Raw genomic sequence first — 25,700 nt, forward strand, 5'->3', positions numbered from 1 at the left:
CCGAGGTCGCGGAAACTCCACACGCCAGCCATTCGTTCGCATGCCTTCGCCATGCCTACAGTAGCCAGCCTTTCGCTCGGTTACTGGATACGGGGGCATTTTCATGAATCGGACCGGAATTTTGGCGCGGCTGCGGCCGGCGTTGCTGCTTGGCGTGGCTTTTTATCTCGCGCTTCCACATTCACAGGTGCTGGCGCAGCAGCGGACGGGCGAGACGGGCAGCGGCCAAACGGAAGAAACCGGCCAGACCGCCGACGGCACCCTGTTGGATCCGGTTCTGGTGACGGCCAGGAAGGGCGGCACCAAGGACGAAGCCTTCAAGACGCCGGCCGCCGTCACGTCGGTCGACGCGGTCGACATCGAGCGCTTCGGCCAGAAGAGCGCCGGCGACGTGCTGCGCACGATCCCGGGCGTCTTTACCGAGGCCAGCGCCCGCTCGCCGGCGCTTGCGATCAACATTCGCGGCATGCAGGATTTCGGCCGTAACGCCGTGACCATCGACGGCGCACGCCAGAACCTCCAGGTCAGCGGCCACGGCTCCAATGGCTGGGTCTTCGTCGATCCGAATCTGCTTGCCGGCGTCGACGTCGAGCGCGGCATCGTCTCGACCGCGCAGGGCTCCGGCGTCATCGGCGGCGCGGTCAACTTCCGCACGATCGGGCTCGACGACGTGGTGGCGCCCGACCGCCAGTGGGGTATCCTGACCAAGGGTTCGTACGGCGACAACGGTTACGGCTATTCCGGCATGACCGCGGCCGGCTATCGTTTCGGTGAAAATGCCGGCGTCGTCGGCGCCATCAGCGGGCGCGACGCCTCCGATTACACGGACGGCTGGGACCAGACGGTCCAATGGACGGGGCAGAAGCCGAGGTCCGGGCTCTTCAAGGTCAATCTCGCGCCGGGCGTCGACCAGAAACTGGATTTCGGTGCCGTGATCTACGGCAACGACTGGGAGGTGGGCAACACGCCGACGCAGGCCGGCACCCGGATGGAGACGGACGTCAAGACCTTCACCACCGCCTATTCCTACGCGCCCGCCGACAACGATCTGATCGACCTCAGGATCAACGCCTATTTCAACGACACCCGTTTCCACCAATGGTTCCCGCAGAGCCACATCTCGCGTAACACCCATGTCGAGTACAAGGACAAGGGGGCGGGCGGAAGCATCTCCAACACGTCGAGATTCGACCTCGGCGCGGCCTCGCTGGCCGTCGAATATGGCGGCGAGTATTACTTCGACGAGGTGGATGCGGAGGCGAGTTCGACGGTGCCGGGAGGCGTGCCGGACCCTGCCTATTCAGGCCTTACGCCCTCGGGCGAGCGCGGCATCGGCGGCGTCTTTTCCAAGAGCGCGCTCACCTGGGGCATGGTCGACCTGATCGGCGCCGTCCGCTACGACGCCTACAGGCTGACCGGCTCCGGCAACAATCCGTTCGAGGATGGTCTCATTCCGGTCGGCCCGTTCAACGTCGACAAATCCGAGGGCAAGCTGACCGGCAAGGGCACGCTGGCGGTCACGCCGATCGACGGGCTGCAGCTCTACGCTTCCTACGGGTCGGGTTTCCGTCCGCCGGCGATCACCGAAACGCTCATGGCCAGCACGCACCCGGGCGGCATGGCCTTCCTGAAGTTCAGACCCAATCCGTTCCTGAAGCCCGAGACATCGACCGGCTGGGAGATCGGCGCGAATCTCAGCTACGATAGCGTCTTCGTCGACGGCGACAGCTTGCGGGTGAAGGGCAGCTACTACGACAACGAGGTCGAGAATTATATCACCAGCGCGTGGTCGACTGTCGGCGGGCTCAACTTCACCTATGTCAACATGCCGACGCCGAGCCGCCTCAAGGGCTTCGAACTGTCGGCCGATTACGATCTCGGCTTCGCCTTCGCCGGCCTCGCCTATCAGGACACCGACATCCGGCTCGTGCCGCCGGCTCCGACCTTCGGCATGACGCTCACACCGCCCGAGAAGGTCTGGACGGCGAGCGCCGGCATCCGTCTCTTCGAGGAGAAGCTGACGCTGGGCGGCCGCGTGCGCTTCGTTTCGGAATCCGAGCGGTTCAACGTGATGGGCGCCATCACCCCGGTTCCCGAATACAAGCTCTACGACGTCTTCGCGAGCTACCAGGCCACCGAGAACTTCAACGCCTATGTCACGATCGAGAACATCACCAACGAAGGCTACATCATCGCCAAGGAATACGAGGCCAGGGAAGGCCCCGGCCGTACGATCATGGGCGGCTTCACGGCGAGGTTCTAGCCGTCCATGAGGTCCCATCCGGGGCTCGGATGGAAGTTGCGCCTGGTCGCGCGCACCTTCCGTTGCGAGCCCCGGGTGGCATCCGCAGGACCGGCCTGGCCCGTTTGGGCCAAGGCCGCCTTTCAAGTATTGTCGGCCGCGCGCCGGCGTCCGATCCTCGCCGCAGCCAGGAAGGTCGCGCAGCCGGCGAATGCGAAGGTGAGATAAGCGACGGTTTCCGCCGTTTCCTCCAAGAACATCGGAAGATGCTCGATGCCGGCGAGCGAGTATCGCCCGTCGAGAAATTCGCCGACGAGCAGCAGCACGGCGGTCAGCACATAGGGCCATGCGTGCAGCTTGCGGAGATAGTCGACATAGGCCGGAATGTAGCGCCAGCGCGCGGCCAGATAGGGAATGGCGATCGCCGCGACGACGATCCCCTCGTGCCATCGGAAGGCGTGGGAATTCAGATAGGCCGTCACCGGTCCCGAGACCGGAAGCTCGAGCTCCCGCAGGAAGAAGACGACACTGAGGACGCAGGCGCCGAAGGCCGCCATCCGCCCGGCCTGCCTCTCGTGGAAGGCCGCGGCGCCGAATGCGATCGCGGCGATGAGGAGAAAGACCTCCTGGCTGGTCTCCAGCGGCCCTTCCTCGATCGAAACCTCGTACAGGCCCATCGTGGCGGCCAGTATCGCCGCTATTATCAGAACCGCCGCGATTGCCAGCAGTAAGGCATGGCGGAACCTCCGCCCGTAGATGAACGCTTCCATGACCGTCCCCGATTCGCCCCGATGGTGTTATGAAGCGATCGTTGGCGGGGTGCAATGGCCGGCCGAAGCGCTTGCGGTCCCCGCCCTTCCATCCGCCCAGCAAAAAATCGCGATGCGCCGTCGATTTCCCGAGGTCCCGAACGTCCTATGTTCGGTCGATGAAGAGGAGACCCGAAATGGCTTATGTCGATGGATTTTTGCTTGCGGTGCCGAAGGCGAACCTGGAAGAATACAAGGAGATGACACGCGTGGCCGGCGACGTGTGGATGAGCCTCGGCGCGCTCACCTATGTGGAATGCGTCGCCGCCGACGTTCCCTATGGCGAGCTGACGTCCTTCCCCCGCGCCGTGCAGGCGAAGGAGGACGAGGTCGTCATCTTTTCCTGGATCACCTATGAATCGCGCGAGAAACGCGACGAGATCAACGCCAAGGTGATGTCGGACCCGCGGCTCGCCGGCGACCGCTGGAGGAACGTGTTCGACGGCAAGCGCATGATCTTTGGCGGTTTCGCGCCGTTCCTCGAACTGTAGCGAATACGCCGGAAGCATCCACCTTATGGCGAAGCATGAAGGGCAGGCACGGCAAAAGTGCTTACCCTTCGGCGGATGGCGGGACCCGCGCTCGGCGCATAGGGTTGAGCAGCCGATCCTGCCGGGATTTTTCGGATGCTGGAACATGTCGCCATGCGCGGCGCGCAACTCCGGTCGCTTCTCCGCGCCGTGGCCGACAAGGCGGCTCGCGACGGCGTCGGCGCGACGCTGAAGCGCTCGGCCGCGATCGCCGCCGCCCGGCTGTCGGGCCGGTCGCCGCAGCCCCGAACGAGCGGCGGGTTCGATGCTGAATTCGGCACCGACACGCAGGAGATCGTACCGTTGTGGCGACTCGACATAGACAGCCCCTTTCGCGCGCAGGGCGTGCGCTACGAAGCCTCCGATCCCGAGGTGGTGAGGAAGACCCTCGACAGCCTGCCGATCCGCCACGAGGATTTCACCTTCGTCGATCTCGGCTCCGGCAAGGGCCGGACATTGCTGGTCGCCTCGGAATATCCGTTCAGGCGGGTTCTCGGCGTCGAGTTCTCGCCGGAGCTTTGCGACATTGCGCGGGAGAATTTTCGCCGCTACGTCGGCCCGAGGGTACGGTGCGCCGACGTCATGTCGGTCTGCGCCGACGCGGCCGACTGGCCGCCGCCGCGCGGCAACCTCGTCTTCTTTCTCTTCAACCCGTTCGGGAAGGACGTGTTCGAGCGCGTCATCGCCGGTCTCGCCTCCTCGCTCGGCGAGGAGGACCGGACCGTCTACCTGATCTACTGCAATGCCGTTCATGCCGGCCTGCTGGACGCGTGCGGTTTCCTGGAGCGTCTGGCGCTGCCGGTGCCGGCCGCGATCTACCGGCATGTGCCGGCGACGTTGTAGAATAATTTTTCGTGCAACCGCAGATTTCAGGGGCATGTTTTCGTGAATGGGCGATTTTCGCCCTCGATGTTCTCGCCTCGGCGCGGGATTGCGCTATGATAGCGATGACGCATTCGCCGACGAGGCGCCCGCCCACGGGCGCCGGGCAAAAACAGGAAGGGAGACGACCATGGGCCTTCGCATCAACGACACCGCCCCGGATTTCACTGCCGAGACCACGCAGGGCAAGATCAATTTCCACGAATGGATCGGCGACGGCTGGGCCGTTCTCTTCTCCCATCCGAAGAATTTCACGCCGGTCTGCACCACCGAGCTTGGAACGATGGCGGGGCTGGAGGACCAGTTCAGGAAGCGCAACGTCAAGATCATCGGCATCTCGGTCGACCCGGTCGAAAGCCACGGCAAGTGGAAGGAAGACATCAGGACCGCGACCGGCTTTTCGGTCGAATATCCCTTGATCGGCGACAAGGACCTCAAGATCGCCAAGCTCTACGACATGCTGCCGGCCGATGCCGGCGACTCGTCGGAGGGCCGCACCCCGGCGGACAACGCGACGGTGCGGTCCGTCTACGTGATCGGTCCGGACAAGAAGATCAAGCTGGTGCTGACCTATCCGATGACGACCGGGCGCAATTTCGACGAGATCCTGCGCGCGATCGATTCCATCCAGCTGACCGCCAAGCACCAGGTGGCGACGCCGGCCAACTGGAAGCAGGGCGAGGACGTGATCATCACGGCCGCCGTTTCCAACGAGGACGCGGTCAAGCGCTTCGGCTCCTACGACACGATCCTCCCCTATCTGCGCAAGACCAAGCAGCCGTCCGCCTGAGGCGGGCGTCGCGCCCTCTCCCCGTGGGGAGAGGGTGGCGGTTCGGGAGAGAGCGAGAAGCGGAAAGGCGGTCCTTCCTTATCCCTGCCGGCTTGACGTGCTATGGTGGCTTTGCCGAGGAATCCTCGTGAGAGGAGGACAAGGGAGGAAGCCATGAATGAAACGAATTCATGGAAGGTCGTATGGGCGGCCGTGCTCGTGGCGTTGATCGCGGGCCTTTACACAATGGCCGCCGAGTAGGCGTTACGCGCCTGGAACAGCGTGGGAAGCCGGCAAAGGCGCGATCCCTTCAGGGGCGCGTCATGCCGGCTGTGCGCCGTCCTATTGCTCCATGACCAGCGCGCCCTGCTCGACCCGGTAGGATTTCAGCCGACTGAGAAAGCTGATCCCTATCAGCGTGCCGGAAAGTGCCGAATCTTCGAGGACGACCGCCTGCACGTCGGCGAGATCTATCCTGCCGATCTGGATCCTGTCGATCATGGCGCCGGCGGCGCGCGTCCTGCCGTTGGCGGTGTCGATCTCGTGGCGGAAGTCGGAGGATGCGAGATCGAGGCCGATGCGCCGCGCCGTCGAGCGGTTGATGGCGACATAGGTCGCGCCGGTGTCGATCATCGCCTCGACATTCCGCCCGTTCAGCTTGAAGCCGGAGGTGAAATGTCCCGAGCGGTCGGACGCGAGCCGCACCTTCCTGCCCGGCAGGATTTGCGCCGCCCCATCGATGGCGTCCCGGTGCTTAACGACCGCGGAAACCGGAGCGGGCGCGGGCTCGCCACCCAGCGCGAGGCGCATCAGCCCCTCCAGCAGCGCCGGGTTCGATTCATGAAGGATCGGCACGAAAGCCGCCATTGCGGCAACCGTTCCGGCCATGACGAGTTTCTGCAGCATCGCGCACCTGTTTGCGCGGGCGAGGATGAGGCAACGCGATGAGCGCGGGATTAACGGCGGCCGCCACTGTCGCGGCATGGTTAAGGCGCGGTGTTCGCGCGCCCTTCCTTGACAATCCGGGCATTGCGACACTAAACCGATTTAATTTCCCAACCCGCCGGAGGATCGATTGGCGAACGGACCGCGCCTGGCGCTGATCGCGCACGACCAGAAGAAGGACGACCTCGTCGCCTTCGCCGTGAAGCATGCCGATTTCCTGTCCGCCTGCGATCTCGTGGCGACGGGAACGACCGGGCAAAGGGTCGCCGACGCCAGCGGCCTTGCGGTGAGGCGGCTGAAGAGCGGCCCGCTCGGCGGCGACCAGCAGATCGGCGCCCTGATCGCGGAAGCGCGGATCGACGCGGTGATCTTCCTCGTCGACCCGCTGACGCCGCTGCCGCACGATGTCGACGTGAAGGCGCTGATGCGCCTCGCGATCGTCTATGATATTCCCCTCGCGCTCAATCTCGCCACGGCGGAGATCGTGCTCGGCCATTTCGTGGCGGGCTTGCGCGAGGGCGAGTGACACAACGCGAGACAGAACCGGCAGCGCAAATGGCATATCAGAACGAAGAAGTGGCCACGCTGAAATTTCCCGTCCTCATCGGCGATATCGGCGGCACCAATGCGCGCTTCGCGATCCTGGTGGATTCCTACGCGGAGCCGAAGGCTTTTCCGAACGTGCGCACGGCGGATTTCGCCACCATCGACGAGGCGATCCAGACGGCTATCCTCGACCGCACCTCGATCCTGCCGCGTTCGGCCCTGCTGGCGGTGGCCGGGCCGGTCGACGGCGACGAGATCGACCTGACCAATTGCGACTGGGTGGTGCGGCCGAAGCAGATGTTCGAAAGCCTGGGGCTCGAGGAGATCGTGGTGCTCAACGACTTCGAGGCACAGGCGCTCGCCGTCGTCGCGCTCGGTCCCGAGCACATGGAGAAGATCGGCGGCGGCGAACGCGACGAGGCGGCCGGGCGCGTGGTGCTCGGTCCCGGCACGGGCCTCGGCGTCGCCGGGCTGGTGCATGCCCGGCACATGTGGATACCGGTGCCCGGCGAAGGCGGCCACATGGACATCGGCCCGCGCACCCCGCGCGACCACGAGGTCTGGCCGAACATCGAGCCGATCGAGGACCGCATCTCGGGCGAGCAGATCCTGTGCGGGCGCGGACTGGTGAACGTCTACCGCGCCGTGGCCAAGACCGACGGCGAGGAAGCGGTCCTCTCGACACCCGCCGAGGTGACCAGCGCGGCGCTCGCCGGCAGCGACCCGGTGGCGGTGGAAGCGCTGAAGCTTTTCGTCACCTGCCTCGGCCGCACCGCCGGCGACCTCGCGCTCGTCTTCATGAGCCGCGGCGGTGTCTATCTGACCGGCGGGATCGCCCAGAAAATAGTTCCCGCGCTGACGAATGGCGATTTCCGCGCCGCCTTCGACGACAAGGCGCCACACCGTCAGCTCATGGAGACGATGCCGGTCTATGTGATCACGCATCCGCTCGCGGCGCTGACCGGGCTTGCGGCCTATGCCCGCACGCCGGCTCGCTTCGGCGTGGAGACCGACGGACGGCGTTGGCGGAAAGGCTGAACCCTTTCGACCGCGCGGGCATCAGGGGCGGGGACGCGACGCTCGCGCGCCGTTCGGCGTCAGGGCAGACGCGTCGCCCGAGGCGATTTGTCGATTGCATGATGCGCCGCCAGAGGGCATAGGCATGCGCTGACGGCGGAAATGTCCCGATTTCGGCCGTGCGGATGCGAACGAGAGACAAGGCGCCTTGGCATCAGCCAATACCAAAGAGAAACCCGCGCCCGGCGAGATCGTCGCCGTTCTGAGGCGCGTGCTTTCCGAGAATGCGCGGGAATATCTGCCGCTCTACGGCCTCGCGGTGCTGTGCCTGCTCGCGATCGCCGGCGCCACCGCCTTCATCCCCTGGGTGATGAGGCCGCTCATCGACGACGTGTTCTACAGGGGCGATTTCGGCCTCATCCCGCTGATCTGCGCAGCCGTGGCCGGCGTCTTCGTGGTGCGCGGACTGGCCACCTACGGCCAGGCGGTCATCCTCGCCAAGATCGGCAACAATCTCGTCGCGCGCTACCAGCAGCGCATCTTCGACCATCTGATGAGGCTCGGGCTCGACTTCTACACCGACACGCGCTCGGGGCGGCTCGCCGCCCAGATCAACGAGAACGTGCTCGGCGTCCGCGACATGCTCAGCATGACGCTGAAGTCGATCGCCGGCGACGCCGTGCTGCTCGTCGCGCTGGTGGGTGCGATGATCGCGCTCGATCCCGTCCTGTCGGCGATCGCTCTGCTGATCGGCCCGCCGCTGATCTTCGTCGTCAACAAGATCATGCGCCGGCTGCGCCGCGTCGCCCGCGCCTCGGTGGAGGTGAACGCACGTCTCGTCGGCGCCATGCAGGAGGCGACGCAAGGCATCGCCATCGTCAAGGCGTTCACGATGGAGGAGCAGCTTTCCGCGAAGCTGTCGCAACTCATCGCGGAAGCCGAGAGCCAGGCGAACAAGATCGCCCGCGTTTCCGAGCGCGTCACGCCGATCTCGGAAATCCTCGCGGGCTTCGCGATCGCCGGCGTGATCGGCTATGCGGCCTACCGCGCCTCGGTGGGCGGCGAGCCGCCGGGCTCGGTCTTCGCCTTCATCACCGCGCTGCTTCTCGCCTACGATCCGGCGCGCCGGCTCGCGCGCGTGCAGGTCGGCCTGGAGCGCTCGCTGGTCAACGCCCGCATGATCTACGAACTGCTCGACATCAAGCCCCACCAGCGCGACATGCCCGGCGCGAAGGAACTGGACGTCGGCAAGGGCGAAATCCGGCTCGATCGCATCTCCTTCGGCTACGCGCCCGGCCTGCCGGTGCTGCACGAGGTGAGTTTCCGCGCCGCGGCAGGCAAGACGACGGCGATCGTCGGTGGTTCGGGTGCCGGAAAATCGACGCTGGTCGTGCTGCTGCAGCGCTTCTACGACGTGGAAGGCGGCGCGATCCTCATCGACGGGCAGAACATCGCCGAGGTGACCAAGCATTCGCTGCGCCGGCAGATCGCCTATGTCTCGCAGCACCCCTATCTCTTCGAGGGCTCGGTACGCGACAACATCCGCTACGGCCGGCCGGACGCCACGGACGCCGAGATCGAGGAGGCGGCGCGGCTGGCGCATGCGGACGAATTCATCCGCCAGATGCCGGAAGGCTACGACACGCTGGTCGGCGAGAACGGCGTGACGCTTTCCGGCGGGCAGCGCCAGCGCCTGTCGATCGCCCGCGCCATCGTGCGCAACGCGCCGATCCTGCTTCTGGACGAGGCGACCTCGGCGCTCGACAATGAATCGGAGGCGCGCGTGCAGGAGGCGCTGGACGAGATCATGAAGTCGAAGACGACGATCGTGATCGCGCATCGGTTGTCGACCGTCGTCGATGCCGACCACATCGTGGTGATGGAGGAAGGCCGCGTCGCCGAGGAGGGCACCCACCGCAGCCTCGCCAGCCGCAAGGATGGGCTCTACGCGCGTTTCCACCGGCTGCAAAGCGAGCGCGGACTGGGCCTCGTCGACGATGCCGCCATGGCGGGCGAGGCCGCCTTTGACAGGGAGAACGTGAAATGACCATGGGTCTTGTCGTCGTGGGAGCAGCCGGCCGCATGGGCCAGACGCTGGTGCGCGCGATCCACGACACGCCGGAAGTCCATCTTGCCGGCGCGGTCGAGCGACACGGTTCGCCCGATGTCGGGCGGGATGTCGGCGAGCTTGCCGGCATCGGCGCCTGCGGCGTGGCGATCACCGACAACCCGCTGGCCGCCTTCGCCAAGGCCGATGGCGTGCTCGACTTCACCGCGCCTGCGGCGAGCGTCGAATTCGCCGGCTATGCCGCGCAGGCGCGCATCGTGCACGTGATCGGCACCACCGGTTGCTCGGGCGAGGACGAGGAGAAATTCGCCGCCGCCGCCCGCCACGCCACGATCGTGAAGTCGGGCAATATGAGCCTTGGCGTCAATCTGCTGGCCGCGCTGGTGGAGCAGGCCGCGCATGCGCTGGCCGCGGCCGATTTCGACATCGAGATTCTCGAAATGCATCATCGCCGCAAGGTCGACGCGCCTTCGGGCACCGCCCTGCTGCTCGGCCAGGCGGCCGCGCGCGGGCGCGAAATCTCGCTTGCCGAAAAGAGCGTCCGCGTTCGCGACGGCCACACCGGTGCCCGCGAGGAAGGCACGGTCGGCTTCGCGACGCTGCGCGGCGGCACGGTGGTGGGCGACCATTCGGTGATCTTCGCCGGCGCCGGCGAGCGGATCGAGCTTTCGCACCGTGCCGAGGACCGCTCGCTGTTCGCCCAGGGCGCGATCAAGGCGGCGCTGTGGGCGCGCGATAGGAAGCCCGGCCTCTATTCCATGCGCGACGTGCTGGGGCTCTAGATCCACGACCCGGCCTCCGGTCTCGCCGACAAGCAACTTCACCCAACAGGAGCATCAGATGTCAGGAACGCTCGTTCTCGTCCGCCACGGCCAAAGCGAATGGAACTTGAAGAACCTCTTCACCGGCTGGCGCGATCCCGGCCTGACCGAGCAGGGCCATGCGGAGGCGAAATCGGCGGGCGCCAAGCTCAAGGCGCGTGGAATGCGCTTCGACATCGCCTTCACCTCGGTGCTGTCGCGCGCCCAGGTGACCTGCCAGCACATTCTCGACGCGGTCGGCCAGGGCGACCTCGATACCGTGCGCAACCTCGCGCTCAACGAGCGCGACTATGGCGAGCTGTCGGGCCTGAACAAGGACGACGCGCGCGCCAAGTGGGGCGAGGAGCAGGTGCATGTGTGGCGCCGCTCCTACGACGTGCCGCCGCCCGGCGGCGAGAGCCTGCGCGACACCGGCGCGCGCGTGTGGCCCTATTACATGCACGACGTCCAGCCGCACGTGCTGCGCGGCGAGACCGTGCTGGTGGCCGCCCACGGCAATTCGCTGCGCGCGCTGATCATGGCGCTGGACGGGCTGAGCAGCGAGGAAGTGATCAAGCTCGAGCTCGGAACCGGCGTCCCGGTGATCTACAAACTCAACGCCGATTCGACCGTCGCCTCCAAGGAAGTGCTTTCCCACTGAGAGCGCACAACTAATCGTCACGAAGCGAAGAAATCGCGTTGACACTTCAAGCGTGCCCGCTTACATCAGCGGCGCACCTAGCCCAGGTGGCGGAATTGGTAGACGCGCACGGTTCAGGTCCGTGTGCCGCGAGGCGTGGAGGTTCGAGTCCTCTCCTGGGCACCATGATTTCAAGCGGCCTTTCGGCCCTTGTCTCGGTCCACCTCTTCAAGCTGCGGAAATGGCGCCATGGGGTGCCTTCCGGCCCGTATCTGGAAAGGCTCGCTTTCCTCCCTTCGGCCGGCGGCGAGCCTTCGGATGGGTATGATCCGAAACAGCGTTGAGACGCGTTGTAACCGTTTCCACCCATGCAGCAGCCTAACGGGCACTTTGTCGCAAACATTTGAGCCGCGCAGATGGACAGTGTCGTTTGCGGTTGCAATTTTCCTCCGGCTGGCCATCCCGATCCACCTGGCCAGGGAGGAGAAACGACGATGCTTTTCAGGTCTTTCGCGGGCATTGCCGCCGCGCTCACCATCACGCTTTCAACCGCCGCCTTCTCGCAGGAGGTTGATGAGCCCCGGCAGATTCTGTTCGTTGGCAACAGCTATTTCTATTACAACGACAGCCTGCACAACCATGTGAGCCGGCTGCTGCAGGAGGCACAGGGCCTGCCCGGCAGCGATCTGCGTTATCGCTCCATCACCATTTCGGGCGGTTCGCTCTCCCATCATCCGATCGCGCACTATCTGACCGAAAACGCCGTAGGCTACGACACTCCGTTCGATGTCGTAATCCTGCAGGGCCATAGCGCCGCGGCGAATTCCGACAGCCGCAGGGCGGCGTTTCGCGATGCGGTCATCGCGGCCGACGGCTTGATCCGCCGGCATGGCGCCCGCACGGCGCTCTACATGACCCACGCCTATGCGGAAGGGCACGACAGCTACGATGCGGAAGGCACGAACCGCCTCGCCGACCTGTATTCGAAGGTCGGGGCGGAGATCGACGCCGCCGTCATCCCGGTGGGGCTGGCGTTCGAGGAAGCGAAGCGCCGACGGCCGGATATCGAGCTTCACGTCGAATTCGACCATAGCCACCCCAGTCTTCTGGGCACCTATCTCGCCGCGGCGACCACCTATGCAACCCTTTACGAGGCAAGCCCCGTGGGGCTGAGCTACGACTATTACGGCCGCATCGACGCCGAGGACGTCGCCTTCCTTCAACAGGTCGCGGCGGACACGGTGGAGACATTCCAGGCGCGGTGACGGCATCGGCCATCCGCCTCGCGATCCGCGGCAGCGGCCCGGCTCGATCTCATGAAACGAGGACGAGGCCGGTCGCCGCCAGCGCCGCGATCCAGATCAGGTCGAGATTGATCCAGCCGCGGCGCAGGAGCGCCACGCCCACCCATTCATACACCGCGATCGCGATCACCGCCGTCACGGCGAGCATGGTGCCCATGTGCACCGCGACCGCGGCGAGGGAGACCGGCAGGGCGTTCGCCGTGAAGAGTTCGCTTGCCGGCGACGCCGTCAGGCAGAGCGGGATGACGACCGGGACGAGCATCAGCCCGGCGCCATGGCCCGTCGCCATTAGGAACGACCACGCACCGAGGCCGACCATGCCCGTGCGCATGCCGACGCGCACACGATGGCGGTGTCCGTAAAGGGCGTAGTAGGCGGCCCATCCGAGCAGCACGGTGCCCGCCGCCAGATTCAGTGAATGTGGCTCGAGGACGAGTCCGAGCGCCACCACCACGGCAAGCACGGCGGCGATGGAAACGGCGTGGCCGGCCGCGATCGGGAAGAGCGACAGCCACACCACTCGCCGGCTGTTGCGGTTGAGCCCCAGCGCGACCGCGAAAAGCCAGCCCATGGCGGGATTGACGCCATGGAACGCGCCGAGGCCGGCGAGCACGAGCCAGGGCGTCATTTCCGTCATCGCTCAGCGACCGCCTGCAACGCACCGGTCACGGATAGCAATAGGAATCCGAAGAGCAATCGCCGCCCTCCAGGCGCACCTGGTGCGGCCGATGGCCCTTGGGCCAGTCGACGAAGAAATTCTCGTCGAAGGCGATGCCGCCGTTCTCGCCGACGTCCAGCTTCACCATCCAGCCGTCGATGCCGTCGGGGTAGAATTGCGGGTCGATCGCGCCGTAGAGCGAGTTTGTGAAATAGACCCTCCTGCCGTCGCGGCTGATCTCGACCATTTGCGGGCCGCCGTTGAGCGCGCCGTTGACGGCCTTCGGATGGGTGGCCCTCGACACGATGCCGCCGATGCGAACCTTGCCGACGAGCCTTGGGTTCATCGGGTCCGACACATCGTATTGCAGCATGTCGCCGGTGCCCCAGCACGACACGTAGAGGAAGCGGTCGTCCATCGACAGGTCGATGTCGGTGACGAGCGGCGGAACCGCCCCGAAGCCCTTCAGCATAGGCGGCAGATCGTCGGCGTCCGCCGGTTCCGCCGGGATGTCGATGATCTTCCGGACCGCCCATCGGTCGCCGTCGCGATACCAGGTCCAGATGGAGGCGGACAGGTCCTTCAGGCTGATGACGCAGCCGACGAAGCCGTACGCCTTTGTCGGGTCGTGCGCGGGCCGCAGCTCGAAGACGAGCTGGTATTCCTCGCCGAAATCGATCTCCTGCAGGTGCTTGCGCGTGTGCAGGTCCCAGAAATGCAGCCGTCGCCCGTATTTGCTGCCGAGAAGGATCTCGGGCACGAGCCCTTCCTCGAACGTGTCCGGCGTTCCCCACTCGCTCGTCACCATCGTGTCGTGGCCGAGATGCCACCAGAAATCATAGGCGAGCTCCTGGGAACCCCGGTCGATCTCCCATTTGCCGAGAACGTCGAAGCTCACGGGGTCGAGCAGGAAGATGCCGCCGGGCCGCTTGCCCTCGGGATTGCCGAGCGCGTTGACGTAAATGCCCTCCGGTCCGCAATGGATGGTGTGGAGCCGCGAGTAGCCGGCCTTCTCCGCCACCTCCTCCGGCTCGATCACCCTGACGATCTGCGGGTTCCGGGGATCGGGCTTGGTGTCGATGATGTGCAGCCGCGACGAGCGGAGCCCCGGCACGACGAGGTAGCGCCGTTCCATATGCGGGTGCGGCGCGTTCGGGCACAGGCAGGACGAACAGGCGTTCCAGCCGAAATGATGCAGCTCGTCGCCGACATTCGGCATGTCGACCTGCCCGACGATCCGCGAATAGGTGGCGGACTTCGGGTCGACGTCGACCACCGCGATGGCGTCGGGCTTCCTGCGCTCCGGGTCGAAGGCAGCGACATAGGCGAGGTTTTCGGCGGGCGCCTTGGCCGCCATCCTCGGCGAGGGGTAGAACGAGGGATCGGGTTGCCAGGTTGCCATGCTCATCCTCCTTGGATGCTATGCCCCCGACAGCGACGAGGTTAAACCCGCAGCGCGGAATTGTCGCCCGAGCCATTATACTCCTTTTGGGGGGGAGGATCGACGAGTGGAATGCCGAAGAATCCACGGACCGCATCGGGGGAGGGGCCGGCGCTCCGCATTCGTCGCAGTGACAAGCCCCGCATGGCGTGGCATTAGGCTTTCATGCACGGCATCAGGGGGATCATCGCTGACAGGTTCGTGGCCGGCCTCATGGCCGCGGCGCTGGCCTATTTTCTCCTGCTGCAGGGCCTTTTCGGCGCCTATGCGCAAACCGCGATGGCCGTCGCCGAGGGCGGGCCGGGCTTTGTCATCTGCTCTTCCTTCGGCGTTTCGGATCAGGGCACCGACCAGCCGGCGAAGAAGCTCGCCCATGATTGTTGCTCGACGGCGTGCCAGGCGGCCTGCTCTTCGCTGCCGGCTGTCTCGACGACCGCCGTCCCGGTCGAGTTCGACACGACGCTCGCTCCCGAGCAATGGCATGCCTCGCTTGCCGCGCGCGGGCCGCCGCCTGTCGTCGGCCTGATACCGAATCCCCGGGCACCTCCCCAAGTCTCCATCTGACGTTCGAACCGAAGGCGAGTGCCCATGCGCTCGCCCGTCCTTGCGCATTTGGAGAACAATCATGACCACGCCAGTTTCCACGGCGGCCGCGCCCTTGCCGGCCGACGCGCCGATTTCACGAAACCGCACACCACCGCGAACCGGCGCGATCGCCGGCGGCGGATCGGGCTTTCGAGCCTTCGTCACGCGGCTGCATTTCTATGTCGGGCTCTTCGTCGGCCCCTTCGTCCTGATCGCCGCGATCACCGGTACGCTTTTCGTGATCACGCCGCAGATCGAGGATTATCTCTATCGCGATGAACTGCGGACCGCCTCGCTCGGCGAAGCCCGATCGCTCGCGGACCAGGCCGATGCCGCCCGCGACTACATAGGCGCGGCGCCGCGCCTCTTTGCCGTCAGGCCCGCGACCGGAGCCGGATGGAATTCCAGGGTGATGTTCGCCGAGCCCGGCCTGAAGGAGTCGGAAAGCCGGGCGATCTTCGTCGATCCCGTGACGCTCGACATCAAGGGCGACATGATCGTCTATGGGACGAGCGGCACGCTGCCGTTCCGCACCCAGATCGACTATCTCCACCGCAACCTGCTCCTTGGCGAGTTCGGGCGATATTACAGCGAGCTCGCTGCCTCCTGGCTCTGGATCGCGGCGCTCGGCGGCATCATGCTGTGGTGGTGGCGGCGCGGCGGCATGAAGGCCACGGCCGGCAGGCAGAACACCGCGATGCGGACACGGCGCCTGCACGGCCTCGCCGGCGTCTGGATCGCGGCCGGCCTGATCTTCCTGTCGATAACCGGCCTGACCTGGTCGCAATGGGCCGGTGCGCGCATCGACGGGTTCCGCGCCGCGGTCGGATGGGTCACGCCCTCGGTCTCGCTGGCGCTGGGCGAGGGGGACGTTGCGGCGCACGGGGAACATGCGCATCACCACCATGAGACCGCCCCGGAACAGGCGGAAGCGCAGCCCGCGGCTGCCGATGCCGCGCTGCTGGACGACATCCACGCCGTCGCGCGGCGGGCCGGCATCGATTCGGCGATGATCGAGATACGCCCTCCGCGATCGGCCGACCAGGCGTGGCTGGTGCGCGAGTACGACCGTTCCTGGCCGACGCAGGTCGACACGCTCGCTATCGATCCGCGTTCGATGGAGGTCGTCAGCCGGGCCGATTTCGCGACCTTCCCGATCGTCGCCAAGCTGATCCGCTGGGGCATCGACCTCCACATGGGCATATTGTTCGGGCTTCCCAATCAGTTCCTGATGGCGGCGCTTGGGCTCGGGCTCGTCTTCACCATCGTCTATGGCTATCGCATCTGGTGGCAGCGGCGCCCGGCGCCGGGGGCGATGCCGCGAACGCTCGTCGACGCCTGGATGCGGCTTTCGGCATGGTTGAAGGCGGTCGTGATCATCGTCGCCCTTGGGCTGGGCTGGGCGCTGCCGCTGGTCGGCGCCAGCCTGGCGTTCTTCCTTTGCGTCGATATCGCGCGCTGGTGGAGCGCGCGGCGCATGCCCGACCGCCGGGCGGCTTGAGGCATTCGCGGCGGAAGCAGGCGCGCACGGAGCCTGCTTTGCCAAAAAGAAACGCCGGGCGCGAGGCCCGGCGTCGTCGTTTTGGCGATGCGCGTCGCGCGGATCAGAAGCGGAAGTTCACCGCTGCCTTGACGGTGTGGAAGCGGACGTCCTCGCCGATGCGCAGGGCACCGTCGTTGAACACGTCCTTGCGGCCGAGATCGACATAGCCGTATTCGGTGCCGACCGAGACCTTGTCCGTCACCGCGTACTCGATGCCGGCGCCGATGGTCCAGCCGGTGCGGTTCTGCTTCGCGCTGATCTCGGCGAAGCCGTCCGACAGGGTCTGCTCGGTGCGGCCATAGGCGAGACCGCCATGGCCGTAGACGAGAGCGCGGTCGAAAGCGTAGCCGACGCGGGCGCGAACGGTGCCGAGATATTCCAGCTCCGACTTGGCGCTGAGCGTGTCCGGCCCGCTCGATATGGAAGCGCTCGCGTCGATGCCGGTGATTGCGATGTCGGCGACGGCGCCGAACACCCAGGCGCCGGTCTGCCAGTCATAACCGACCTGCACGCCGCCGAAAGCGCCGCCCGCCGAGATTTCCCCGTCGAGAACGCTCGGGCCGCCGACGACCCCGAGATCGTATTCGAAGTCGCCCGTGCCGAGGCCGCCGATGCCGCCGACATAGAAGCCGGTCCAATCGAACGGGGCGGCTGCCACGGGTGCCACGGGCGCCGGCTCGTAGGCGGCCAGGTCGGCCGCGAAGGCGCTCGAAGCGGCAAGAAGCGCTGCTGCCGACGTTACAGTCATAAGTTTCAGATTCATAGAAAGCCCTCCGTCCAGGTTGAATGACGGCGGGATACCGGAGGCGTAACGCCGTGTCTGTAGCAATGCTGCCACACCCGTTACGCGTGCATCCTTCCGGCTCTTTTGTCGCAGCCGGGAGGCGCTCCACCACGGATTTCGTTGTCTGGCTAATAGACGGGGTAGCCGGGTCTCGGGAAAGGGAGACTGCATTCTCTCCAACATATTGAAAGACAACGGCATTGTCCTTACAAAGCAACTTCCCCGCAAGGAAGAAATCCCATAGGCAACGTCAGAATTATCCGGCAGTCCATCGCCGCCGCGGTCGATATTTGATTGTCGGCGGGCATGCCGCGGGCACGCGTATCTGAGGCTTGTCTTTGCCGGATTCGCGTTGATCTGACCCGAATGTTTCAGGGCGACTCAATAATTGTCCGAGATTATGGAACCTGTTCCCCGCCGCCGCCCCATTCGCTGCCTACGCGCGATCGATAAGCAAATGGAGCGGTCTTGTAGATGTCAAGAAAAGCAAAGAAATCCGCCGTCGCGGCGACGGCGGCGGTGATCCTTGCCGCGTCGGCCGGCGCGGCATCGGCTCAATGCGGCGGCGCGTCCTGGTACGCGCTTACGTCCAAAACCGCCTCCGGGGAGCGGATGAACCCTTCGGCGATGACGGCGGCGCATCGCTCGCTGCCCTTCGGCACCAAGGTGAAGGTGACCAATCAGCGCAACGGCAAGGCCGTGGTTGTACGGATCAACGATCGCGGTCCCTTCATCAGGGGCAGGGTGATCGATCTCTCGAAGGCCGCCGCCGGCAAGCTCGGCTTCATAGGCGCCGGCCATACCAAGATCTGCATCGAGCATATGGGTTAGCTCGAGCGCGGTCCGATACGCGCGGGATCGCTCAGGCACCGCCGACGCGAGCCGCGGCGCGATAGGCGTCGCGCAGATAGCCGAGCGTGGTCTTGGCATCGCTGGGCCTGCCGAACAGATAGCCCTGGCCGCCGGCGCAGCCGAACTGGATGAGCCGCTTGGCCTGCGCTTCGTCCTCGATGCCTTCCGCCACCACGTCCATGCCCAGCCCCTCGCACATGGCGAGGATGGCGCGGATGATGTGCTCCGACGGCTTGTCGTCCATGATCGAGGAGACGAAGGCGCGGTCGATCTTCAGCTTGTCGAAGTGGAACTCGCGCAGGCGGCCGAGCGAGGACTGGCCGGTGCCGAAATCGTCGAGCGACACGCGTATGCCGACGGCGCGCAGATCGTTGACGATCTTCTCCGCCGAGGCCGGATCGGTCATCAGGCCGGTTTCGGTGATCTCCACCTCCAGCCGCTTCGGGTCGAAGCCGGTCTTGGCCAGGATCGAGAGGATCTGCAGGCCGGTGTTCTGGTCGACGAGCTGCGAGGGCGAGAGATTGAAGGAAAGGAACAGGTCGTCCGGCCAGTCGCGCGCGGCCTCGGTGGCCTTGCGCAGCACGAGCTGGGAAAGCTGGCCGATGATGCCGCGTTCCTCGGCGATCGGGATGAAGACCGACGGCGAGACGAAGCCGAGATCGCGGTCGGTCCAGCGCGCGAGCGTCTCGAAGCCGATGATGCGCCGGCTCTTCAGGTCGACGATCGGCTGGAAATGCGGTTCCACCTCGCTGCCGGCCACCGCGCGCCGCAGTGCCTGCTCGATGCGGGTGACGCGCTTGGCGGCTTCCTCCATCTCGCGGGTATAAACCACGACACGTCCGCGCCCCGAGCGCTTGGCGTGGTAGAGCGCGGTCTCGGCCTTGCTGACCAGTATCTCCGTCGTTTCCTCGCCGGATGCGAACAGCGAGCAGCCGACCGAGGCGGAAAGCCGCGCGGTGCGGTCGCCGACGTCGTAGGGCGCCGAAAGCACCTCGACCAGCATCAGTGCCTTGTCCACGATCGCATCCTCGCTGAAGACCAGCGGGTAGAGGAAGGCGAACTCGTCGGCACCTACCCGCGTCACCGTGGAATGGGTGTCCATCGCCGCCTTGAGCCGCATGGCGACTTGCTGGAGGATGTCGTCGCCGGCGCGGCGGCCGAAGAGGTCGTTGATCGGCTTGAAGCCGTCGAGGTCGACGATGCCGATGGCGAAGGGCGCCGGATCCTCGGCGCGCTCGGCGATCAGCCGGTCGACCTTGTCGAAGAAGCGGCGCATGTTGCCGAGGCCGGTCAGCGGATCGGTGAATGCCAGATCCGTACCCTCGTTGAAGACCTGCCCGCTGCCGAACGAACCGCCCATCGGCATTCCCATTTTGTCATTTGTCCAAGCCCTGCGCCGAAATAGGCGGGAAACCGTTTAGGAATGGTATCATTCAGAACAATTTTTTGCCGGCTTCGCGATCAAGCTTCGAGCCCGCGCCGGCCCGGGTTGGCGCCGGCCGGCCGCTAGCGGCCGTGGTAGCTCGGCGGGCGCCGCTCGATCCAGGCATCCAGTCCCTCGCGGATGTCCAGGGTCGGCGCCATTCTCGCGAACCGCTCGCTCTCGATCTGTAGCCCTTCCGCGATCGTGACATTCAATCCGCGCGTGACGGCCGCGAGAATTCCCGCGACGGCCAAGGGCGAGTGCCGCAGGATACGGTTGGCCATGTCGAACGCGGTATCCTGAAGATCGCCATGCGGAACCACGCTGTTGACGATGCCCATTTCATAGGCGCGGGCGGGCGAGAACGTATCGCCGGTAAGCAGGTATTCCAGTGCGCGCTTGCGCCCCGCCAGCCTCGGCAGCCGCTGCGTTCCGCCGAATGTCGGCGGGATGGCGATGTTGATCTCCGGTTTCGCGAATATCGCGTTCTCGCTAGCGACCGCGAGATGGACGGCTTCGGTGATCTCGCAGCCGCCGCCGAAGGCAATGCCGTTCACCGCGGCGATGATGGGCTTCGGGAAGGCTTCCACCCTGGCGGTCATCGCCTGGCCGCGGCGCACGAAATCCCTGACCGCGACGTCGGTTCCCTTCCTCACGCTCTCGGAAAACTCGTGAATGTCGGCGCCGGCCGAAAAAGCCCGCTCACCCGCGCCGGTGACGATGACGGCCGCGATTTTTCCGTCGCGTTCGATCTCGTCGAGATGGCGCAGCAGCAGATCGTTGGTGGCGTAGTCGAGAGCGTTGAGCTTCTCGGGACGGTTGAGGGTAAGGATCGCCACTTTCCCGCGAATTTCGAAGAGGACGGTATTCCGCATCATTCCAACCTCCGGCGTTGATTGCATGTCTCGCCATATGCAGCTACGCTCGGAGCCGCTTTTTATACACTCACTAGTCGGTATACATAACCTATGCCCAGAAACGGCGATGCCACGCGGAAGAGGATCCTTCAAGCCGCCAACCGCCTCTTCTACGGAGCCGGCGTGCGGGCGGTCGGCGTCGACGCCGTGGCCGAGAAAGCCGGCGTGACGAAAAAGACGCTGTACTACCACTTCAGGAGCAAGGACGACCTCGTCGAGGCCTATCTCGCCTCGCGCGACCAGCCCAATCTGGCGTTGTTCGCCAAATGGTTCGATGAGGCGGAAGGCGCGTTCCCGGACCGGATCAGGGCTCTCTTCGCCAACCTCGCCGCTTCGACACGCGGCCGCCGTTGGAAGGGATGCGGCTTTCTTCGCACCGCCGCCGAACTGGTCGACACGCCGGGCCATCCGGCGGTGAAGCTGGCGGGCCTGCACAAGAAGAAGCTGGAGGCCTGGCTGGCCGGCATCATCGCGGTCGACGGGCGGGCGCAGGCCGAAGAGCTCGCCCGGCAGATCGTGCTTTTGATGGACGGAAGCTTTTCGGCGATGCTCGTCCATCGCGACGCCGCCTATATCGAAAGCGCGGGCGATGCCGCGGTCGCGCTTCTCGAAAGGGCAGGGGAAAGGCGACCGGCCGGATGAGGGTGCTTCGGGCGGCCTGGTAGCCAACTTTATCTTCGTCGCGGCCGTGCCGCGGTATCTTCAGCGTGCTGCCTGTCCTGGATATTCGAGCTGCATGGCGACGAAATCGGCGGTGCGCGTCCCGTAGCGGGCGCCGATTTGCCGAAGCGCCTCGTCCAGGGCTATTGCCGGCGGGCGGCTGTCGACCTGCGAAAGCAGAAGCTCGTCGGGCCAGCCCCTTTCGACCTGGTCGGGAATGATGCGGATGCCGTTGCGGGTCTCGATCGCGGCCGCCGATCCGGCGAAGGTTACCGCGTTCGAGCGATAGGTACGCGACCAGGCGTCGGCGACGAGTGCGAGCGAGACTTCGTCCATGCCCGTCCGCAACTCGATGCCGAGCCGCTCGCGGTTCCAGAAGGCGAGCCCGTTGCCGATCGCCGTCAGCGCGAAGGGGCGCGTGAACTTGAACGCCTCGCTGGCATGGCGCGCATCCCAGTTTGCGAGGCCGAGATCGCTGGCGACAGCTTCCGCCTTGCCGCGACCGGCGATCGCCTCGATCAATGTGAGCATCATCGGCATGGACGCGGTGATGCCCGTCGTCGTCGCCACGCCTTCATCGACCACCAGCCGCCGGTCGGCAACGTAGCGAAGCGCGGGGTGCTTCTCGCTCATCTCCTCGAGATAATACCAATGCGTCGTCGCCCGCCTGCCGTCGAGCAAGCCGGCTTCGCCGACGATCTTGGCGCCGGCGCAGATGCCGATGACGACCGCGCCCTTGTCGGCCTGGCTGCGCACCCATCGCAGGACCGCCGGGTCGTCGTCGCGGCTCATGGCCGGAACGACGACATAGTCGGCGCCTTCGGGGTGCAGCGTGTCGAACTCCGCCACCGTCGCGTCCGGCTCTATCTTGAGCGCCGGGTAGAGCGTCACTGGTCCCGGCCCGGTCGCCAGCGCCACCACGTCGCCGATCTCGGCGCGCCGGAGGATGCCATAGGGCATCAGATAGTCGGTGGTCTCGGTGGCGTCGTTGAGGCCTATGATCGCGATCAGCGGCCGCTCGCGCGTGGGCGGCTTCAGCGCCGCGAGCGTGTCGGCCGTCTCCTGCCCGTCGATCGCCGGCGCGGTTGCCGCGGCCGCGGCGGGCGGAAGGGTGAGAATCCAGCCGGCAAACCCAGCAAGGCCGAGCAAAATGGCCCCGAGCACACCCCACAATGCGATCCGCCGGTACATGGTCGTTCCCTCGATGGCTTTCGCCGGTCAGCTTGACGCGCAGCTTACAGCGGCTCATGCTTGTCCGAAATGACATAAAACAGGCGAAAACTGCCATGCAGAGAAATATCGCAATCGTCATACATCCCGGTTTTCAACTGCTGGATACGTCAGGCCCCACGGCGGTGTTCGAGATCGCCGGGCGCTTCCGCCCCGGAAGCTACGAATTGCGGCTGATTTCGCCGGGTGGCGGCGAGGTGGAGAGCTCGTCGGGGCTGAGGCTCTCCGCGACACCTCTGGACGATGGCCGCTTCGACACGGTGATCGTGTCGGGCGGCGAGATCATCCGTTCCATGGCCGCGGCGCGGGACGTCGCCTCCTGGCTGCGCACCGTGAAGGCGCGACGGATCGCCAGCGTCTGCTCGGGCGCCTATCTGCTGGCGGAAGCCGGACTGCTCGACGGTCGCCGCGCCACCACGCACTGGGCCAGCACGGAGGATTTCGGCCGCCGCTATCCGAAGATCACGCTGAACGCGGACCGCATCTTCGTCAGGGATGGCGATGTCTGGACCTCGGCCGGAATTTCCGCCGGCATCGACCTGGCGCTTGCCCTCGTCGAGGACGATCTCGGTCCCGAAGTCGCCCGCCGGACGGCGCAGCAGCTCGTCGTCCACCATCGCCGGCCGGGCGGCCAGTCGCAATTCTCGGCGCTGGTGGAGCTCGGTGGCAGAACCGGCCGCTTCGCCGAGCTGATCGAGTGGATGCAGGTGCATCTCGCCGAACCGTTGACCGTCGATCGCCTCGCCGATCGCGCCGCCATGAGCCCGCGCAACTTTGCGCGCGCCTTCCTGGCGGAGACGGGGACCACGCCGGCGAAGGCCGTGGAGCGGCTGCGCCTGGAGGCCGCCCGCACGGCGGTCGAGGCGACCCGCGCCCCTCTCGACCGCATCGCGGAAGCGGCGGGCTTCGGCGATCCCGGCCGCATGCGCCGCGCCTTCCTGCGCGGCTTGGGCCAGCCGCCGCAGGCACTCAGGCGCGTCGCGCGGGCATAGCACGGAGGTGGAAACCTCGGCCTTGCCGTCCGGCGCGACTCGTATATGGTGAGTGCGTTCTCAGGGCGGGGTGAAAGTCCCCACCGGCGGTATGCAATGCAAGTTGCGAGCCCGCGAGCGCCTTCCTCGAGGAAGGGTCAGCAGATCAGGTGCGATGCCTGAGCCGACGGTCACAGTCCGGATGAAAGAGAACGCGCGATGCCGAATGCCCCGCGGGTGATCGGTCTCGCTCGTGATCGCCTTGGGTGACGTGTCTGTTTGCCAAAGGAGATCACAATGACACCCACCCGCTATGCCTTCGTCAAAGCCAACTGGCACGCCGACATCGTCGACCGTGCGCTCGACGGCTTCCTCGAACTCGTGCCGGCCGATCGGGTCGACGTGTTCGACGTGCCGGGCGCCTTCGAAATGCCGCTGCTCGCACGCGATCTCGCCGCGACCGGGCGCTACGCCGCCGTCGCCGCTGCCGCCTTCGTCGTCGACGGAGGCATCTATCGCCACGAATTCGTCGCCCAGGCGGTGGTGGACGGGCTGATGCGCGCCGGCATGGACACCGGCGTGCCGGTCCTGTCGGTCTCGCTGACGCCGCACCAATATCAGGAGACGGAGCATCACAGGCAGATCTACCGCGCGCATTTCGTCGAGAAGGGGCGCGAGGCGGCAAGAGCGGCGCTGATGATCGGCAGGACCCGCGCTTCTCTGGCGGCATGACGATCCGCGTCGGGATGGCGCCTCGCGCGCCGTTCCGATGCCCGCTTCCGGTAAGGCGGCAGGTCCTAGGGCGTTTCCAGATGAAAATGGAATCGTCGCTTGGAACGCCCCATCCACCATGAAGATGGGGGAGGATCCACGGTGCGGCCGGTCGCGACGCTGGTTCCTCCCCTGCGGAGCGGGGGAGGGGGACCACGAAGTGGTGGAGGGGGCGGTGAAAACCTGAACTGCCCTAGGAAATCCGCAAGCTGGCGCCGAGAAAACGCAGGCCCAGACGCGAAACGACACGCCGTGAGGCGAGATTTGCCTGGTCGGTGCTGTAGAACAGCCTGCGCGAAGCGAGCACGGGCAGATGCGACCACCCGCAGACGGCTTCCGCGGCAAAGCCCTGTCCCCTGAACTTCGCCGCCGTCGCCAGCCCGAGTTCCGCGCCGACGTCGCAGATGCGGGCAGCGAACGCGACCGAGGCGATCTCGCCGTCGACGAGGGCGGCGCACCATGGCGGCCAGAAATCCGAGACGACGCGGAAGCCTAGCTCCGCCATTCCCTCGGGCATTCCGCGGTCGCACAGGGTCCGGTGAAGCGCCCGTCCTTCCTCGCTTTCGCTTCCGATCAGTCTGGCGCGGCTTTCATGTCGAAGCGAATGGGGCAGTTCGTAAATCAGCCCGCTGGTGGCGCGAAGTTCCGAGGCCTGCTTGCCGAGCAGGGCCACATAGCGCTCGATATGCCTTGGAAACCCGTCATGGCTAGCGAAGGGCGGTTCGGACGCGGCGATCGAGCCTATCTCGGCCGCTATCTCGTTGGCGACATCCGCACGAATGCCGAAGACGTTGCCGGAGGCGCAGCCGGCCAGCCAGAAGCGGGGGCCGGGCGAACGGTCGGGGTCGTTTTCGCGCTCGATGCGCCCGTTTGCAGCGAGAAGAAAAAGCGTTCGATAGTCGATGCCGAGCAGTTCGATGTCGGAAATCATTTTCGAAAGTCTATCGTCCGCGCCGCCGGCTGCAAAGACTGCCTCACCGATAACTTGCCGAACACTCGAATATAGGATACCCCCCTATACCATGACGCATTTGCAGAAGGACAATGCCAAGCTCGTCGCCAGGGTCCGCCGGCTGCGCGGACAAATGGAAGCGATCGAGCGGGCGCTGGAGAACCACACGCCCTGTGGTGACATCCTCCAACTGGTGGCTTCCGCGCGGGGCGCGATCAACGGGCTGACGATCGAACTCGTGGAAGACCACATCCGGCACCACGTCGTGAATCCCGACCTCGATGCCGACCCGGCCAGGGCGAAGGGAGCGGCGGATCTCATTGCCGTCCTGCGCACCTATATGAAGTGACGGAGAAGACCG

At 65.8% G+C, this 25,700-nt stretch carries 26 protein-coding genes, 1 tRNA gene and 1 riboswitch; of the genes, 18 read left to right on the forward strand and 9 right to left on the reverse strand.

What is annotated here, in order from left to right; all coding sequences use genetic code 11:
- Positions 1-103: 103 nt before the first annotated feature.
- Positions 104-2,263 carry a TonB-dependent receptor gene (locus XW59_RS20665; RefSeq protein ID WP_052958356.1) on the forward strand — a complete coding sequence of 720 codons (2,160 nt, stop codon included), beginning with the start codon at positions 104-106 and terminating at the stop codon, positions 2,261-2,263.
- A 122-nt stretch (positions 2,264-2,385) separates the two neighbouring features.
- Here the strand turns inward: XW59_RS20665 and XW59_RS20670 are convergent, their stop codons facing one another.
- The gene (locus XW59_RS20670) at positions 2,386-3,012 is read right to left on the reverse strand and encodes a hypothetical protein (RefSeq protein WP_047147731.1); all 627 of its coding nucleotides are present in this window, start codon (positions 3,010-3,012) and stop codon (positions 2,386-2,388) included.
- Positions 3,013-3,188: 176 nt separating this feature from the next.
- On the opposite strand from XW59_RS20670, the gene XW59_RS20675 reads away from it, so the two are divergent.
- The 3 genes from XW59_RS20675 to XW59_RS20685 all read left to right on the forward strand — a co-directional run bounded on the left by XW59_RS20675 (position 3,189) and on the right by XW59_RS20685 (position 5,253).
- Complete coding sequence (locus XW59_RS20675; RefSeq protein WP_047147809.1) at positions 3,189-3,542, forward strand: DUF1428 family protein; 354 nt, start codon at positions 3,189-3,191, stop codon at positions 3,540-3,542.
- 135 nt (positions 3,543-3,677) lie between these two features.
- On the forward strand, positions 3,678-4,424 hold the full coding sequence (locus XW59_RS20680; protein ID WP_137327065.1) for a class I SAM-dependent methyltransferase: 747 nt from the start codon (positions 3,678-3,680) through the stop codon (positions 4,422-4,424).
- Between the two features lie 169 nt (positions 4,425-4,593).
- The gene (locus XW59_RS20685; RefSeq protein ID WP_047147807.1) at positions 4,594-5,253 is read left to right on the forward strand and encodes a peroxiredoxin; all 660 of its coding nucleotides are present in this window, start codon (positions 4,594-4,596) and stop codon (positions 5,251-5,253) included.
- 321 nt (positions 5,254-5,574) lie between these two features.
- Here XW59_RS20685 and XW59_RS20690 read toward each other — a convergent pair whose 3' ends face one another.
- Positions 5,575-6,138, reverse strand: coding sequence for a TIGR02281 family clan AA aspartic protease (locus tag XW59_RS20690; protein ID WP_047147730.1), 564 nt, complete (start codon positions 6,136-6,138; stop codon positions 5,575-5,577).
- A gap of 169 nt (positions 6,139-6,307) precedes the next feature.
- Between XW59_RS20690 and XW59_RS20695 the strand changes: the two genes are divergently transcribed.
- The 7 genes from XW59_RS20695 (at position 6,308) to XW59_RS20725 (ending at position 12,513) form a co-directional block, all read left to right on the forward strand.
- A complete protein-coding gene (locus XW59_RS20695; protein WP_047147729.1) occupies positions 6,308-6,703 on the forward strand; it encodes a methylglyoxal synthase in 396 nt (131 codons plus the stop codon).
- A 29-nt stretch (positions 6,704-6,732) separates the two neighbouring features.
- Positions 6,733-7,761, forward strand: a complete 1,029-nt coding sequence (locus XW59_RS20700; protein ID WP_047147806.1) for a glucokinase — start codon at positions 6,733-6,735, stop codon at positions 7,759-7,761.
- A gap of 187 nt (positions 7,762-7,948) precedes the next feature.
- Positions 7,949-9,787, forward strand: coding sequence for an ABC transporter ATP-binding protein (locus tag XW59_RS20705; protein WP_047147728.1), 1,839 nt, complete (start codon positions 7,949-7,951; stop codon positions 9,785-9,787).
- 2 nt (positions 9,788-9,789) lie between these two features.
- Complete coding sequence (dapB, locus tag XW59_RS20710) at positions 9,790-10,590, forward strand: 4-hydroxy-tetrahydrodipicolinate reductase (RefSeq protein ID WP_047147727.1); 801 nt, start codon at positions 9,790-9,792, stop codon at positions 10,588-10,590.
- 58 nt (positions 10,591-10,648) lie between these two features.
- A complete protein-coding gene (locus XW59_RS20715; RefSeq protein WP_047147726.1) occupies positions 10,649-11,269 on the forward strand; it encodes a 2,3-bisphosphoglycerate-dependent phosphoglycerate mutase in 621 nt (206 codons plus the stop codon).
- 80 nt (positions 11,270-11,349) lie between these two features.
- Positions 11,350-11,434, forward strand: a tRNA-Leu gene (locus XW59_RS20720).
- 308 nt (positions 11,435-11,742) lie between these two features.
- Positions 11,743-12,513, forward strand: a complete 771-nt coding sequence (locus XW59_RS20725) for a hypothetical protein (protein WP_052958351.1) — start codon at positions 11,743-11,745, stop codon at positions 12,511-12,513.
- 49 nt (positions 12,514-12,562) lie between these two features.
- Here the strand turns inward: XW59_RS20725 and XW59_RS20730 are convergent, their stop codons facing one another.
- Both XW59_RS20730 and XW59_RS20735 read right to left on the reverse strand, forming a co-directional pair.
- Positions 12,563-13,189, reverse strand: coding sequence for a hypothetical protein (locus XW59_RS20730; RefSeq protein ID WP_047147725.1), 627 nt, complete (start codon positions 13,187-13,189; stop codon positions 12,563-12,565).
- A gap of 28 nt (positions 13,190-13,217) precedes the next feature.
- Positions 13,218-14,612, reverse strand: coding sequence for a selenium-binding family protein (locus XW59_RS20735; RefSeq protein ID WP_047147724.1), 1,395 nt, complete (start codon positions 14,610-14,612; stop codon positions 13,218-13,220).
- Between the two features lie 204 nt (positions 14,613-14,816).
- Here XW59_RS20735 and XW59_RS20740 point away from each other — a divergent pair, with 204 nt between their 5' ends.
- Both XW59_RS20740 and XW59_RS20745 read left to right on the forward strand, forming a co-directional pair.
- On the forward strand, positions 14,817-15,215 hold the full coding sequence (locus XW59_RS20740) for a hypothetical protein (protein ID WP_052958349.1): 399 nt from the start codon (positions 14,817-14,819) through the stop codon (positions 15,213-15,215).
- A gap of 61 nt (positions 15,216-15,276) precedes the next feature.
- On the forward strand, positions 15,277-16,737 hold the full coding sequence (locus tag XW59_RS20745; protein WP_082137737.1) for a PepSY-associated TM helix domain-containing protein: 1,461 nt from the start codon (positions 15,277-15,279) through the stop codon (positions 16,735-16,737).
- Positions 16,738-16,840: 103 nt separating this feature from the next.
- Here XW59_RS20745 and XW59_RS20750 read toward each other — a convergent pair whose 3' ends face one another.
- Positions 16,841-17,542 carry an outer membrane protein gene (locus XW59_RS20750; protein WP_052958345.1) on the reverse strand — a complete coding sequence of 234 codons (702 nt, stop codon included), beginning with the start codon at positions 17,540-17,542 and terminating at the stop codon, positions 16,841-16,843.
- 495 nt (positions 17,543-18,037) lie between these two features.
- On the opposite strand from XW59_RS20750, the gene XW59_RS20755 reads away from it, so the two are divergent.
- A complete protein-coding gene (locus tag XW59_RS20755) occupies positions 18,038-18,394 on the forward strand; it encodes a septal ring lytic transglycosylase RlpA family protein (RefSeq protein WP_047147723.1) in 357 nt (118 codons plus the stop codon).
- 31 nt (positions 18,395-18,425) lie between these two features.
- On the opposite strand, the gene XW59_RS20760 is transcribed toward XW59_RS20755, so the two are convergent.
- Positions 18,426-19,775 carry an EAL domain-containing protein gene (locus XW59_RS20760; protein ID WP_047147801.1) on the reverse strand — a complete coding sequence of 450 codons (1,350 nt, stop codon included), beginning with the start codon at positions 19,773-19,775 and terminating at the stop codon, positions 18,426-18,428.
- Between the two features lie 146 nt (positions 19,776-19,921).
- A complete protein-coding gene (locus tag XW59_RS20765; RefSeq protein WP_136068417.1) occupies positions 19,922-20,713 on the reverse strand; it encodes a crotonase/enoyl-CoA hydratase family protein in 792 nt (263 codons plus the stop codon).
- A gap of 93 nt (positions 20,714-20,806) precedes the next feature.
- Here XW59_RS20765 and XW59_RS20770 point away from each other — a divergent pair, with 93 nt between their 5' ends.
- Positions 20,807-21,397: a TetR/AcrR family transcriptional regulator gene (locus XW59_RS20770; protein ID WP_047147721.1), complete on the forward strand. Its 591-nt coding sequence runs from the start codon at positions 20,807-20,809 to the stop codon at positions 21,395-21,397.
- Between the two features lie 60 nt (positions 21,398-21,457).
- On the opposite strand, the gene XW59_RS20775 is transcribed toward XW59_RS20770, so the two are convergent.
- The gene (locus tag XW59_RS20775; RefSeq protein WP_137327066.1) at positions 21,458-22,606 is read right to left on the reverse strand and encodes a DJ-1/PfpI family protein; all 1,149 of its coding nucleotides are present in this window, start codon (positions 22,604-22,606) and stop codon (positions 21,458-21,460) included.
- A 95-nt stretch (positions 22,607-22,701) separates the two neighbouring features.
- On the opposite strand from XW59_RS20775, the gene XW59_RS20780 reads away from it, so the two are divergent.
- Together XW59_RS20780 and XW59_RS20785 are read left to right on the forward strand one after the other, a co-directional pair.
- A complete protein-coding gene (locus tag XW59_RS20780) occupies positions 22,702-23,637 on the forward strand; it encodes a GlxA family transcriptional regulator (protein WP_047147719.1) in 936 nt (311 codons plus the stop codon).
- A 52-nt stretch (positions 23,638-23,689) separates the two neighbouring features.
- Positions 23,690-23,834, forward strand: a riboswitch (FMN riboswitch).
- A 79-nt stretch (positions 23,835-23,913) separates the two neighbouring features.
- The gene (locus XW59_RS20785) at positions 23,914-24,348 is read left to right on the forward strand and encodes a 6,7-dimethyl-8-ribityllumazine synthase (RefSeq protein ID WP_047147718.1); all 435 of its coding nucleotides are present in this window, start codon (positions 23,914-23,916) and stop codon (positions 24,346-24,348) included.
- Positions 24,349-24,580: 232 nt separating this feature from the next.
- On the opposite strand, the gene XW59_RS20790 is transcribed toward XW59_RS20785, so the two are convergent.
- Entirely contained in the window at positions 24,581-25,318 is a 738-nt protein-coding gene (locus tag XW59_RS20790) for a GNAT family N-acetyltransferase (RefSeq protein ID WP_047147717.1), read from the reverse strand.
- Positions 25,319-25,409: 91 nt separating this feature from the next.
- Here XW59_RS20790 and XW59_RS20795 point away from each other — a divergent pair, with 91 nt between their 5' ends.
- A complete protein-coding gene (locus tag XW59_RS20795) occupies positions 25,410-25,688 on the forward strand; it encodes a metal/formaldehyde-sensitive transcriptional repressor (RefSeq protein WP_047147716.1) in 279 nt (92 codons plus the stop codon).
- The last annotated feature ends 12 nt before the right edge of the window (positions 25,689-25,700 follow it).

The sequence above is a fragment of the Aquamicrobium sp. LC103 genome, assembly GCF_001014615.2.
Lineage (GTDB): Bacteria > Pseudomonadota > Alphaproteobacteria > Rhizobiales > Rhizobiaceae > LBCQ02.